10 protein-coding genes are annotated in these 13,938 nt (G+C 44.9%); 6 read left to right on the forward strand and 4 right to left on the reverse strand.

What is annotated here, in order from left to right:
• Positions 1 to 2: 2 nt before the first annotated feature.
• Entirely contained in the window at positions 3 to 1,343 is a 1,341-nt protein-coding gene (locus tag AM1_RS15065) for a hypothetical protein (RefSeq protein WP_012163719.1), read from the reverse strand.
• Between the two features lie 921 nt (positions 1,344 to 2,264).
• On the opposite strand from AM1_RS15065, the gene AM1_RS15070 reads away from it, so the two are divergent.
• From AM1_RS15070 to cbiB, 5 genes are all read left to right on the forward strand, one after another.
• The gene (locus AM1_RS15070) at positions 2,265 to 2,843 is read left to right on the forward strand and encodes a GspH/FimT family pseudopilin (RefSeq protein ID WP_012163720.1); all 579 of its coding nucleotides are present in this window, start codon (positions 2,265 to 2,267) and stop codon (positions 2,841 to 2,843) included.
• A 91-nt stretch (positions 2,844 to 2,934) separates the two neighbouring features.
• Positions 2,935 to 3,330 (forward strand): type IV pilus modification PilV family protein, encoded by a 396-nt coding sequence (locus tag AM1_RS41035; RefSeq protein ID WP_187152886.1) that lies wholly within the window; start codon positions 2,935 to 2,937, stop codon positions 3,328 to 3,330.
• Positions 3,281 to 4,333: a PilW family protein gene (locus AM1_RS15075; RefSeq protein ID WP_041659887.1), complete on the forward strand. Its 1,053-nt coding sequence runs from the start codon at positions 3,281 to 3,283 to the stop codon at positions 4,331 to 4,333. The genes AM1_RS41035 and AM1_RS15075 overlap by 50 nt, the downstream gene beginning before the upstream one ends.
• Positions 4,334 to 4,401: 68 nt before the next feature.
• Positions 4,402 to 6,906 carry a hypothetical protein gene (locus tag AM1_RS15080; protein WP_012163723.1) on the forward strand — a complete coding sequence of 835 codons (2,505 nt, stop codon included), beginning with the start codon at positions 4,402 to 4,404 and terminating at the stop codon, positions 6,904 to 6,906.
• Positions 6,907 to 7,187: 281 nt separating this feature from the next.
• Entirely contained in the window at positions 7,188 to 8,207 is a 1,020-nt protein-coding gene (cbiB, locus tag AM1_RS15085) for an adenosylcobinamide-phosphate synthase CbiB (protein WP_012163725.1), read from the forward strand.
• A gap of 5 nt (positions 8,208 to 8,212) precedes the next feature.
• On the opposite strand, the gene mltA is transcribed toward cbiB, so the two are convergent.
• A complete protein-coding gene (gene mltA / locus AM1_RS15090) occupies positions 8,213 to 9,391 on the reverse strand; it encodes a murein transglycosylase A (RefSeq protein WP_012163726.1) in 1,179 nt (392 codons plus the stop codon).
• 19 nt (positions 9,392 to 9,410) lie between these two features.
• Complete coding sequence (locus AM1_RS15095; RefSeq protein ID WP_010471234.1) at positions 9,411 to 9,662, reverse strand: hypothetical protein; 252 nt, start codon at positions 9,660 to 9,662, stop codon at positions 9,411 to 9,413.
• Positions 9,663 to 10,291: 629 nt separating this feature from the next.
• Between AM1_RS15095 and AM1_RS15100 the strand changes: the two genes are divergently transcribed.
• Complete coding sequence (locus AM1_RS15100; protein WP_238548984.1) at positions 10,292 to 13,102, forward strand: EAL domain-containing protein; 2,811 nt, start codon at positions 10,292 to 10,294, stop codon at positions 13,100 to 13,102.
• On the opposite strand, the gene AM1_RS15105 is transcribed toward AM1_RS15100, so the two are convergent.
• A complete protein-coding gene (locus AM1_RS15105) occupies positions 13,095 to 13,862 on the reverse strand; it encodes an HAD family hydrolase (protein ID WP_012163728.1) in 768 nt (255 codons plus the stop codon). The two genes, AM1_RS15100 and AM1_RS15105, sit on opposite strands and share 8 nt — an antisense overlap.
• Between the last annotated feature and the right edge of the window lie 76 nt (positions 13,863 to 13,938).

The raw sequence follows: 13,938 nt of genomic DNA on the forward strand, positions 1-13,938 counted from the left end.
CACTAATTTACAGAACGCTCGTTGGTGCCCCATGCTTGAATTGGATTGAGTTGTGGTGGATACAGTATGTTTATGGGTGCATTACTCCATTTACGCGAGCTTGTTGGGTTGATTTCTTGTACATTATCTAGAACTGGTGTGTGCACGTTCCCATTGTTGGACCAGCTATTCACCCAAAAAACGCTCGTATTAAAAATTTCACGGCCACTAGCATTTGTGCCACATATATTTGGGGTAGTCGGCAAACCACCCCCAGGATTGCTTTCAAAGTTAGAAGTATTATTGACATTATGGGATGGTGCGTGAATAAAGACATTACATAAAACGGTGCCTTTATTTAAGAGGATATTGCCGCTACCTTGGCCATATATTTTTACTTGAAATTCTTGGCAATTTTCTGGAGAACCTCCGCAACGAATTACAGTATTTTGTAGATCAATATTCCCGTCTACCCAAATTTCAACATTCTGATTGGCATTAACATCGATGAAATTGGTTGCACTATTATTGGGAGTTTCTAGGCCGATGGGATTAAAATATTCAGATATACTGCTATCCAACTGGATGGTGTTATTTGTTGGATCTCTTAAAGGTAAAGAAGGAGCGGGGAGAGTAGGAAGAGACGGTATGCCAGGAATTAATATACTCAGGTTCTTTGTAAAGTGGTTATTTTGAGGTAGTGCAGTGATAGAGCTACTACAAGATCCCACAATGTCTGTGTTTATAGACCCAACAGTAGCGTCATTGGCAACCCACAGACCTGCAAGGGGGAACTCTTCTACTGAAAAATCTACTTCTAATTCAGAAATTGATTCACTGGGTTGGTCTTCGTTAACCCGACCTTGAACTCGAAGTGTGGAGTTTTGATCATCATAGGTTAACAATCTATATTGGCCTTGACTAGGTTCACTAGGATTAATATTTTGCCATTCTCTGTTCGCTAAGCTCACGATCTCAGCTGTGCGATTAATCCCACATTCTGCCAAGATATTAGGAATATTGTTAGGTAACGCCCAGCTCTCAGTAGAGTTGCCGCTATCTGAACAAGTACCATCAGCATTTCTAGTGGGGGGTGTGTTCAGATCTGTTGTACAGGCTGGATAGTTAGCGATTGCACGATGCTGATTCATTAAAGCTCGGATTTCATTTACCCCGGTTTCTGCGGCGTTGAGGCTTTTGGCGGTATCTTTTTGTGCGATCGCACTTACCTGACTATCTTGCGATCGCAATAGCATCGTCAGCCCTACCAAAAGGATAATCAGCCCCATGCCAATGGCGACAGGCAGCGCAAAGCCTGCTTGGCTTTTGCGACATTTCAGAGAGTATAAAATCCAGTCTTTCATGGCTGAGAGTCTATGCAAACCTAGAGGTAAGGCATTCTATCCAATACAGATTTTGTAGAATGTTATACAAACTATACCGAATATCCCAATAAAAATTAAGTATTTTTCCCCACGACAATCAACGATTTTAGGTATAGCCATTCTAGCAGTTCGCTTCTATTCTGTTGGGCAATAATTTCATAAAACTAGACCTTTACTGTCCCTCGTTTCAGAATCATCAAGCATTTTGTCTGTGAATAAATAAAAACGCTGCTGTGTGATCTAGATCACCCAAGTTGGTGATTTCGATTCTTAGACTAGACTTTCAAGAAAAATAATTTGTACAGCTCTATATGCTTAGATCATAGAGGTTGTGCTCGGTTCTTTACCTAACTGATCCGGCAGACTTTTGTACTTCCGCATTGAGTTAGATTCATTCTTGTCATCTCAAACGGACTAATCATTTAAAAAAGCTTTGTAATGAAATAGAGCTCAAGATTTTTATTGTCACTTGATTTCACTTGCCAATAAAAAATTAGTCTTAATTTTATCTGGTTTTTTATCTTGCCTATATTTCCTCTAAGATCATTATTTTGCCGAGGAATTATATTTAAAAATTGTATATTTCAGTGTCTGAAATGTATGACTTATAAGATTTCCGAGATATCACTGAGGTGACTAAGGAAGATTTTATATACAGTTATTGTCAGGGATTGCAAACTCGTAAGGCAATATCTACCGGACTTAGTTCTGGCATTGGTGCGTGGGAGCTGCTGAGGCCAGCATAGGAGTTAATCAAGAGCTACTGATTAGTGAGATCTTGATGTGTTTTTGCATGGCGATTTTCTTGACATACAAAACATTATTCATCGTCCCTTATAGACCGTGATCAGTTTTGTTCACGTTGAGTCCATCCTAGGAATTAAGAATAGAGTTTATCTCATGGGTCAGTACAAGTTGTCTTTGGTACTTTACAACCGCTTAATTAAATATCAGCAGCAAATGGATTCTGATGAAGGATTCTCGCTTATTGAAGTCATAGTTGTGATTGCACTTACGGCATTTTTAGCTGCTTTTGCCGTGCCAGCTATCACTTTTGGTAACAATCCGCTTAGAGATTCATCCGACCGCATTGCCGCGAGTATGAAGTGGGCAAGAGCGCAGGCAATGGCTTCGACGTCTGCAGTTCGGATTCGCCCGATCTCAAATACAGAATTTGTGATGGAGCGAGCGAATAGATGCACCGAGGCGAATAATGCCAACTGGACCATTATTAGTGACCAAGTCGAAAGAGATGGGCAATTGGTCTATGAAGATTTAAGTCTAGATACACCAGCACAACTGACTACCGTTACTGAGGATGGAGTGGCTGCGACCCCTACAACCTGGGATATCTGTTTTAACACTCGCGGAATAGCGGATAAAACCCTGGTTTTAACAATGGAAGATACGGGGAATAGTGACCAACGAACCATGACTATTTTTCGAGGTGGCACGGTGGATCTTACTGCTATCAATTAACGGTAACTCTTTAGACATGCGAAATGTATCGTAGATCGAGAAATTTATGAAAGCTCATAGACCTCACTCCCTAAATCCATTTTGGTTCAGAATGTTGCGGACATCACGTACGGACAACAAAGGATTAACTCTGGTAGAAGCACTGGTTTCGTTGCTAATCTTTTTTGTCGCTGCAGCATCGATTGTGCCTGTTTTTTTGAACTACACAATTTCTACGATTAATAACGAAAGACGAACTGGAGGGATTGCTGTCGCCCAGCAAGTGCTAGATGGCTTGCGTCAGGTGGATCCAACCACTCTAGATGCTACTGGCACATTCACTCTGACGGATGTTTCTTACTTGGGTAAGACTTACACCCCTATCGTTACTTACTGCCAGAATCCTGCATTCTGCACTAACCCAGACTCACGGCACATCACACTTCAGGTATTCCACAATGGCAACGAAATTTACCAAGCTGAAACTGTTTTCACCAACCTCCAATAAGGGTTTTACGCTGGTTGAACTATTAGTCACCACTTTAATTGCTACCGTTGTTCTGGTTTCTTCTCTTGGGCTGATTAGCGACCAACGTAGGCGCTTTGTCTCCGATCAGGTGCGTGCAGAGTCTAATCAAACCTTACGTGTGGGTTTGGATCTCATCGGTGCTGATATTAAAAACACAGGAGACTTTTTAGAGACAGACATTAATTTGCCTGTGGTGACTGTGATTGATGGTGCTTCAGGAGCGCCAGATGAAATTATTCTGCAGCGCAAACTGATCTCTGACACATTGACTGTTTGTGAAGATGTGAACGCTGGCGCGACAACAACCATCACCGTTGCAGTGAGACCAGGTGCGGGTGACTGCCCCATCTATTCAGATGGTAATAATGATGATTTGAACGACCCACTCACCCTGGCTAGAAGAGAGCGCTGTGAACAAGACGATGTTGCTGGATGTGCGCGGAATGCGGCACTAGCCGCGAATACTTGCGATGACGAATGTGTAACAGCTTACATCTATGACCCAGTAAACCAAGAGGGTGAATTTTTTAGTTATATGTTTGAGGAGCCTGATGCGTCGCCTAATCCAACTTTAAATCGGATTTATTTAGGAGACAGCGCTACTTTTGCTAACACCTATCAATTGGCCAATAGACCCATTATCTATCTCCTTGAGCAGCGACATTATCGTCTGAATAACAATGTGTTACAGCTGAGTGTTAATCGAGGTAATTTCGTATCAATCGTTAACCAGGTTGCAGATTTCCAGGTGCAAGCCCAATTGACGACTAATCCCAATCCCCAAGACTCCTTTAACTCTAACCCTTCAGTCAGTGGCGATCCAGGAGTGTATCAGCAGACGACTCCGTGGCAAACCTTGCAATTCTTACAGGTAGATTTGCAGTCTGTCGATCCATCTGAGTCTGACTTAACTGAATTAGATGCCGATCAGCGTCAGATTGCTTCCAGATTCTATCCCCGTAACGCTCGGTCCCAAGATTAAGTATTTGTTGCCCCTTTGCCTTCCTATTCTAGATTCTTTGCCTTACTTTTTAGAGACTTATTACAGTTATGAAGTACAATTCCAGCCGCTTTCAACATTCCTTATTTCAACTGTTGGTTCGTCTTCAGCAGACTCGGAAAAATGAGGGAGGGTATAGCTTAGTCGTCACTGTGGCGATGCTGTTGATTTTATCTACCCTGCTCATTAGTGCTGCAGTAGTAAGCAAAGTGGATACAGCGAGCACCAATGCTTCTGCTAGAAGTAGTAATGGCTTTTATGCTGCAGAAGCTGGGCTGAATTTACGTGCTGCACAGATTCAAACCCAGTTCCGAGGATTTCAGCGTCCTACCGGAACTTCTCCCACAGACAGCGATAATGATGGTGAGATTTGGGATGATTGTGCCGCTGGCAGCAGTGTTGGCACTGGCGATTTTGACTGCCGCGATTTTTCATTCCAAGGTCAAGATGTATTTACTTTCATTGAAGAGGTTGGGCAAGATGACAACCTGGATGGTGTCCCTGATGATTTAGATGGTGATGGTGTGACTGATCCCATCTCCATTGTTGTGCCACCAGGAGAACGATTTGCAGGGCTCAGTGCTCAAGAATATCGGTATAACTTATGGTCGGTTGCTCAGCGTGACGATCTGCCCTCTGCAGTATTAGGCATGACTTTCAAGAGTCGAGTTATTCCTTTATTCCAGTTTGCAGTGTTCTATGAAAATGATGCGGATTTCACCATCCCACCGGATATGACTATTAATGGACGGGTTCATAGTAATGCTGATCTATATCTGAATTCGGCTAGTAATTCCTTTCGATTAACAATCAATGGTGATGTCACTACTGCAGGAAAGCTTTATAGAGGAGATAAAGCGAATGTAGGGGGGCAGCAATGTGCGGGTAATGTAACGATTCGCAGACAGGATGGTAATCCCCAAGATTTGCTTTGTGGTAGTGGCATTACTGAGTATTTAGATAGCACTACCACTCCTTCTAATATCAGTACGTGGGGGACTGCAATTGATACTCAAGTGCCAGTTTTAGAGGTACCACAACCTGAAGTTTATGACCCGACTCCAGGAAGTGCCTATTGGGATGCATCGGATCTTAGGATTGTATTAGAGGTCGATGCTAATGGTAATCCGACTGATAGAAACGGCAATGGTTATGTGATTGAAATTCGGAACCAAGATGGTACTTCTAATGACACTTTATCTGAACGTCTTCTAAATGATTGTCCGGTTGCTAGCACAACGTTAAGAAATGAAAATGGTTCGGGTAATCCCAGTTACGAAGTCAATGATACCCGAGTAAAGACTGATAATAGTACATCTCTCAATGACTTTACGACGGGTGACTTTATCACAATTGGTAATGATATTGATAGTAATGTAGTAACTTCTATCTCTAATGGTGGTAATAAGCGGTTGTTCATCAGAAGGCGCTTAGGACATGGGTATCAGTCTAATCCTGTTGCAACATCAGGTGAATCTGTTCGTAAAGCAGTTGTTTCTACTTCTGATACCTTCTATAACTATCGCGAAAAGCATAACGGTACTGATGGAAATGCGGGTAATTATATCCGTATGCTTAACGTAGATGTGCAGGCACTGCTTGACTGTGTCCATGACCAGCAACTGATGGGGACTACTCAGCTTGATGATCGTACTGAAGGGGGATTAGTCTGGTTCTTCACGGTTGATGATACAGATCCACTAGTTGATGATGATGGTGATTCTTCGACTGCTAATGATTGGATTGAAAAAACGCTCAATTTAACGGGCAGTACTTCTCCGGTGGGCAGTACTTATGGTGTGCGTCTCTATAATGGTGCCTCGCTAAATACCACTGCAGCAGTTTCTGGTGCACCTACTATTGAAGGCTTAACCATCATTTCCGATGAAGCTATTTATGTGCGAGGAGATTATAACTTGCATACTAATGCTGACCCGGCGCTCGATACGTGGCGACCGGCAGCCTTTATGGCTGACACCATCAATGTTTTATCCAATAGCGCACAATTGGATGATTCTGATCAGCGGGCGTATGGCAGCGATAATATTCCTAATGCTTCCTCTAGCGGAAAAATCAATTATTTTGATAATCGTCGTCGAGCTTCTACAACGACGATTAATGCAGCCTTTCTATCTGGATCTGAAATTACTGGTACTGAAAATGGGCCTACCTATCAAGCGGGTGGCACCGATTTTGTTGCCAATAGCGATAGCGGCGGTGTCAACAACTTTCCACGTTTCCACGAAAATTGGTCAGGCATTAGTCTGAACTATCTAGGTTCGCTGGTTAGCCTCAATGAACCACGTCGTGTAAATTCCAGCTTCTGCGGAAGTTTTAACTCTGGTACGTGTAATATTTATACGCCACCCGTCAGAAATTGGGATTTTGAACAGCGGTTTAATGATGCAGGTGATTTACCTCCCCTCACACCCCGAACCGTGTATTTGCGCCAAGAATTGTTCCAGCGTGATTTTGATCGAAACTCCAATCGCTCCACTCAGTTGTTTGCGTCTGCGCCTATTATTCCTTCCATTCAGCCTAAGTTTTCCCTATAGCCGATGTGAAGGATTGGAAATTTCATAATAGAGAAACCAGGAGCTATGCTTAGCCCCTGGTTTCTCTATATGCAGAGTGAACTGAACAAGTCTGATCACTGGCCCAGTAATAGGATTTGGTCTCCATCAAAGGGGTAGGATCAGGTAGTCTAGACTATGCCCCTATATTCCATACCGACTGCTTATCCCTTAAGACAGTCAGTCCTCAAGCCAAGTTGAAGATGATTTTTGCTCCCATCATTCATCGATTTATCTCAATATTTGTGTGTGCTTTGTAGCCGGTGATCAGCTCTGATACTGGAGTAGCTTTTGACCAGCCGTTAGCCATCATGGTGCTGATCAGTGCAGCAGTGCTTGATTTTGCCATTGGAGATCCCTGGTGGTGTCCTCATCCTGTGCAAATGATGGGATGGATCGTCCAGCGCTATACCAAGGGAGCATTGCGGTGGTGGAATGAACCGTGGCAACTGCGGATAGCGGGTATACATCTGACGATTGCCCTGGTCTGTAGTGTGAGCTTGGGCAGCTGGCTGCTGTTTTATGGGTTAGATCGATGGGCTTGGCCGGTTAGTTTGGGATTAGAAGTTGTTTTGCTCGCCAGTTGTTTTGCGGGACGTAGTTTACATGATGCAGCAGTTGATGTTCTCAAACCGTTAGAGAGAGCGGATTTGACCGTGGCGAGATCGCGGCTGCGTCGCTATGTCGGGAGAGACACAGATACCTTGGCAGAGCAAGATATCTTAAGGGCTTTACTGGAGACTGTTGCTGAGAATGCCACGGATGGTGTGATGGCTCCTTTGTTTTATGCTCTAGTCGGTCTTGCCATTCCTGGAGTGGGGCCTGTGCCTGTGGCGTTGTTCTACAAGGCAGTTAGTACATTAGATTCTATGATTGGGTATCGCACGGCTCCCTACACTGATCTGGGTTGGTTTAGTGCGCGCCTCGATGATGTTTTGACCTGGTTTCCTTGCCGATTGATGGTGCTGACGGTGGGGTTGTTATCGGGAAAACTCAAGTCTGTCTGGGTGATTGGTTGGCGAGATGCTCGTAAGGACCCTAGCCCTAACTCAGGTTGGAGTGAATGTGCCTATGCTGCCATTTTGGGTGTGCAGTTGGGGGGACAAAATTGGTACCGGGGTGTGGCTAAGTTGAAGCCCCTGCTGGGCAATCCCCTGCAACGGATTACTGAGAAGCATATCGAGGTGGCGATTCGCCTGACCCGCAATTGTTTTTTGCTGTGGTTGGGATTGGCAGTGGCCTTCACTTGGTTGACAATGCCAACCCCTATGTCCTGGGGCTAATGGTATCAGTTGTCTTTGAGTAGTAAATAATAGAGCTGCCCGGATCCCGTCATGACTCCTGCCCGTTCTTTTGCTTTTGCCCCAGTGCCCATAAAAATATCTACCCGGCCTGGACCCTTGATGGCGCTGCCTGTATCGTGATCCAGCACAAATCGGCTGACATCTTTGAATTCCAACGTCTGGCTGGCATTGTAGTAGGGCAAGTTGGTTTGAATCAGCGCTAGCGCGCCAGGGGGCATCAGCGATTTATCCGTAGCAATGGACCGCTCATCGGTGACGGGGACATTGAGATTGCCCATGGGAGGTGAGCCAAAGGTTTCCTGGAAGAAAACAAAGCTTTTGTTTTTGGGGATATAGAGATCTAAATCTTGAGGATTCTCTTCGAAGTACTGGAGGACGACGGGAAGACTCAATTCCTCTAGAGTGAATTTGCCATCGGCAATTAAAGCTTTACCGATACTGGTGTAGGGATGAGCGGTTTTTCCAGCATAACCGACAGTCATTTCTGTTCCATCTGTTAATCCGAGGCGGGCGGATCCTTGGACTTGCACGAGGAATGCCTGGATGCGATCGCGTAGCCATACCAACTCCAATCCCTTTAACGGACCTTGAGAGGCTTGCAAACCATCGGCCCCCTCTAACTCGGCGCGGGTGGGATGGGGCTTGGGCCATGCCTTTAAATCTGCTGGAGCCTGATATAGGGGATAGCGAAACTCGGTGGTGGGTTGGCGGCTCGCGGGATAGGTCGCCTCATAATATCCCGTAAAATCGACATTACCCTTTTGGTCATTACCGATGGATTGGTAAAACTGAAACTCCTTTTTGACTGCTGTTTCCAGCGCCTGTGGAGACTTCGCCTGCACCACTAGCTGACGAAACCGACGAAGGCTACGGGAAACGCGATCGCGGGTAATCCCTGGAACTTTGTAGTCTTGATAATCCTTCTGAGCTTTGTCAGTTCCTAAATACTCCAAGCTATGATCAATGGCCGTCAGTAACGCTTTATAGTCACCTTTCTGACCATTTACTTTGTTCCATAACTGTTGGTCCTTTGCTAGACCCTTGGGCAGTTGATCTGTAGAGACGACCTTTAAGGGTAGAGGGTCCACCGGGGGTGTTGCCGCCGTGAGCGGCGTGGTGGCAGCGGTACACCCCAAAAGCAAAGGCAGAGTCAGAAAAAACATGCAGTCAAACCATCAGAACTTAATAACGGTCGACGCTAGATAAGAAAACAGGTTCCACACGAATGGCCGTAATACTAGATGGCCGGATCACCATATACTCCCCCTGGATATTTTTGATGGGGACGTTAATGAATTCCTTGGAGTCAGACTTGGGAACTAGCTCGTTGCTGTACCACTGCTGAAATTCTTGAATGGTTGCAAACCGAACCTCTTCTTTGTGGCCCCCTTCGATAAACAGGTGGACCGCATATTCGTTGGCAGTTCTTGGCATTGTTGGGTGTTGTGATGTACTCCGAGCTAATTATGGACAAAAACTAGCACAAACATAACGAATTGCAAGAACTTATTGTCCAAACCGATTCCAACAACGGGTAGAAGCTAGGGTAAACCTCCTCCTAATAGGTCGTTGCAGATGTCTGAGTGATAGACAGATATGAACTTTTCATTTTACGGGAATAGTTTTAGAGGGCGGGATGGATCTAGCTCAAGGTTGACTCAGAGTGACCGCATGATCACTCTTATCTGAAATTTGGCACTGTTCATCGGTTGATAAAGTAGGGAATACTGGGGGGTTATGGAGGTAATATCTAATAAAAATCTCATTAATTTTTAATGTATTTGTGAATTGAAACTCAATGCAAAAGTTTTCTCGTTAAAGGTTAAGTATCTGCGAACATCCATGTACTGAGATGAATATCGAAATTAGCTCTAAGTATTGATTGAGCTCAGATGAGCGGATGTTATACCATTTACGAAAATACCAATTTATTCGTTAAAATAAAAAGTGTTCCCTGTGCTGATAATGTGTGTCAATCGATGGTAAAAACTGATCTAATCCTGAGAATATTAAGGATCTCAGCAGCCAGTTTCAACCGTTCTAATTCAGGTCAGCAAAGCAATATGGACTATAAAAAGTATGGCTGGCTGTGGAAGATCGCAATTGTGCCATCCCTTTCTGGTGGCTTTCTAGCGGCAATGCCGAATGCTATCGCAGAAGAGAATATTTTAGTTATCCATTCTTATCACCCAGAACTATCTTGGACGGATCAAGTTAAACAGGGGATTGACCAGTCTTTTCAAAAATATCGGCCAGATGCAAAAGTTTTCCATGAATATCTAGATAGCAAACGTCTGCCAGCGCTAGAACATTCTCAAAACTTTCTAGCGTTGATTCAAAAAAAATATCAAAATATACCCCTAGATGCCTTAATGGTGTCGGATGATCCGGGTCTCAAATTAATCCTACAATCTCGAGATCAGTATTTCCCCAAAATACCGATGGTGTTTTTAGGGATTAATCATGTGCAACCCGAACTCTACAAGATTCCTGGATTGACGGGCGTATTTGAAAAACATAGCCTCGCTGAAACAGTACAGGCAGCCAAGCAGCTGACAGGTGCCGATGGCTTAATTATCATTAATGATTCCACTGAAACGGGACAAGCCAACGTCAAACGCATTGATGCTCTGAAAAAACTCCCCAATATCCCTAAGGCGATCCAAATTATTAGCGATGTTACCCCTCAAGAATTACCCCAAAGGTTATCGGCTTATCCCCCTTCCTGGCCCGTGGTGCCCCTGGGGCAACTCCGTCTCAATAAAAAAGATGGAGAGTTGATTAACTTTGAGGCCGATACGCAAATTTTAAAGTCTAAAGTGCCTAATCCCATTTTCACAGAAACGTCTATGCGCGTGGGAGCAGGAGCGATTGGTGGCAAGGTCTTGGACGGAGGAGCCCATGCAGACCAGGCCGTACAATTGGTGGATCAAATTTTAGATGGAACCAATCCAGATAACTTAGAGCCGATCTCAGAATCAAAAAATTTATGGGTATTTGATGCGAGAGAACTAGAACGCTTTCAGATCAAGCCTCAGCGTTTACCGGCTGGCAGTACGATTCGATATCGCCAACCTTCATTTTATGAACAACATCAAAGTGTTGTCTGGATGCTGACAGGGGTTTTCTCCAGTGCTTTGGTGATTATTGCCTTGCTCATGGAGGTCTTGCGAAGAAGGGCACAGGTCGAGAAAACACTACGGGAGAATGAAAGACGCTATCGAGATCTAGCCGAAGTGGGTGCCAATATCTTTTGGGAACTGGATGAAAATCTAAATTTATCCTACGTTTCTGATCTTCAAGGCCATCAACCATCAGCCATATCCTCTCAGATCATTGGTTCGCCGTTAACAGACGTGTTTGCCGATGAAGAGATTTTTGAATTTAATACCAAGCGTCTAGAAACGATTCTGCACTGGCGTCGTCCGATTCGCGACTTTATCTTCTTTGCCAAAGAAGACAACCAAGAGATGCGAATCTTTAAGCTCAATGGCAAGCCCATTGTGGATGATGCTCAACTGTTTCAAGGGTATCGCGGTATTCAGCGGGATATTACAGAAGAGTATTTTTTAACCAAAAAGATTGCGTATCAAGCAGCCTATGACAGTTTAACCAACCTACTGAATCGGTCTGAGTTTGATAGCCGATTACAGGAATCGGTCAATCTTGCGAAAGAAGACGACACTCAGTATGTATTGTGTTACTTGGATCTGGACCAATTCAAGTTGGTGAACGATACCGCAGGGCACATCGTCGGTGATCAATTACTCACAGACTTGGCACACCTCCTCAAACAAAAGCTGCGACCAGATGATGTCCTGGGACGATTGGGTGGAGATGAATTTGGATTATTGATGCAAGATTGCACCTTGGAGGAAGCGCAAGCCTTCTGCGAGAAGTTGGTGACCCAAGTACAGAATTTCCGCTTTCAATGGCGAGATAGTCAATTTAGAGTAGGGGTCAGTGTGGGGATTGTCGCCTTTGCTGATGCGAGCTATTCAGCCGAGGAACTGTTAAGTCGTGCCGATTTAGCCTGTTACAAGGCCAAGGATTCAGGGCGCGGGCGAGTTTATGTTGCTAATCAAAACGATCGCGAGCTAGACCACTTCCAACTGCAAATGGCGCATATTGCGGATATTCCCCAAGCAATTGAGGAAGAGCGCTTATTCTTGGTTAAGCAGCCTATTCAGAGTATTCGCCAACCGACCTCTTTGCATCGCCATTATGAAATTCTGCTGCGCTTGAGAGATGGCAAAAACAATATTATTGGCCCTGGATTATTTATCCCTGCTGCAGAACGCTATGGGGTGATTGCCCTGATTGATCACTGGGTGTTAGAAAACACCCTCGACCAGTATTATCAATGCGGCTTAGAGGATGAGATGGTTTCGATCAATCTTTCAGGCGCTAGCATTAATGACGATCGGGCTACCGCCAAGGTGATTGCACTCATTACCCAATCCAGTGTCCCTCCCAGTAATATTTGCATCGAAATTACAGAAACAGCCACCATTGCTCAGCTCGATCAAGCATTGCGGTTTATTGAATCCTTAAAAGACATCGGGGTGAAGTTTGCCCTGGATGATTTTGGCAGTGGCGTGTCGTCCTTAAGCTATTTGAAGAGCCTACCGGTGGACTACCTCAAGATCGATGGCAGTTTGATCAAGAATATTGCTGTCGTAGAAAGCGATCGAGAAATTATCTATCTGATTAATGAGCTTGCCCATAAGCGGGGCATGAAGACGATTGCTGAATTTGTTGAGAATGAGCAGATTTTAGAACAATTGCGCATTATTGGCGTCGACTATGCCCAAGGCTATGGCATCGGCAAGCCTGAGCCATTAATGGCCCTAAATCAAGTGATGGCTAGCTGACCGATTTGTTCCATAGAGTGGTCAAGCCAGAAATGGTTAAATATTTAGCCCCTCCGCTGTCACCAGCCAGAGGCGTGAAGGGTTGATCTGGATTGCCGAGATGATTAATCACGAGTAATGCCCCAGCAAAGTCTTGATTTTGGGTATAGTCGTTGACGGTAATAATGGGACGGCATCCAGAAGCACAGGCGGCCTGACAACCGACTTGGGAATCTTCAAACACTAGACAATCAGCTGGCTCTAAGGCGAGCTGGTTGAGTGCATAGTTGTAAATGTCGGGAGCAGGCTTTTTGGCTGATACCATATCTCCTGCGGCAATGGTCTCGAACCAGCTCAGGCTATCTTTGCCCAAGGTCTGTTCTAGGAGAGTGATGACATTGGGGAGGTCGCTAGTGGTTGCGATCGCAAGCCGTATCCCCTCTGCTCTCGCGTCCCGCAGCAACCGTTCAACCCCAGGCCGCAGCGGAATTGTACTCTGGCTGAGCAAGGCTTGATAGTGCTGATTTTTGGCTGCATGCAGATCGGCAATAAAGCCCTGTAAGTCTTGGGGGGGCTGCCACTCGGCACAATATTGTTGGATGTAATGGCGAATCCGCTCTTTGCCCCCTGCCACTTTGAGAAGCTGCCCATATTGCTCCATGGACCAATGCCACCCTAAACCCGCCTCTGTGAAGGCTTGGTTAAAGGCGACGCGGTGACCATCTCGCTCTGTGTCTGCCAAGGTGCCGTCCACATCGAAAATGAGAGCTTGGAGAGACACAGGTGCGATCGCAAAACATCTTCTTCAACCTATCAAATAATAGGTAGGATATCGCCGAATAAATAGGTATAAAAAG

Source organism: Acaryochloris marina MBIC11017 (assembly GCF_000018105.1).
Classification (GTDB): Bacteria; Cyanobacteriota; Cyanobacteriia; order Thermosynechococcales; family Thermosynechococcaceae; genus Acaryochloris; species Acaryochloris marina.

Excerpts from the sequence above, each read along its gene's own strand:
- AM1_RS15065 (WP_012163719.1), bottom strand. The coding sequence starts at position 1,343 with ATGAAAGACTGGATTTTATACTCTCTGAAATGTCGCAAAAGCCAAGCA.
- AM1_RS15100 (WP_238548984.1), top strand. The coding sequence starts at position 10,292 with ATGGACTATAAAAAGTATGGCTGGCTGTGGAAGATCGCAATTGTGCCA.
- AM1_RS15075 (WP_041659887.1), top strand. The coding sequence starts at position 3,281 with ATGGCAACGAAATTTACCAAGCTGAAACTGTTTTCACCAACCTCCAAT.
- AM1_RS41035 (WP_187152886.1), top strand. The coding sequence starts at position 2,935 with ATGTTGCGGACATCACGTACGGACAACAAAGGATTAACTCTGGTAGAA.
- mltA (WP_012163726.1), bottom strand. The coding sequence starts at position 9,391 with ATGTTTTTTCTGACTCTGCCTTTGCTTTTGGGGTGTACCGCTGCCACC.
- AM1_RS15080 (WP_012163723.1), top strand. The coding sequence starts at position 4,402 with ATGAAGTACAATTCCAGCCGCTTTCAACATTCCTTATTTCAACTGTTG.
- AM1_RS15095 (WP_010471234.1), bottom strand. The coding sequence starts at position 9,662 with ATGCCAAGAACTGCCAACGAATATGCGGTCCACCTGTTTATCGAAGGG.
- AM1_RS15070 (WP_012163720.1), top strand. The coding sequence starts at position 2,265 with ATGGGTCAGTACAAGTTGTCTTTGGTACTTTACAACCGCTTAATTAAA.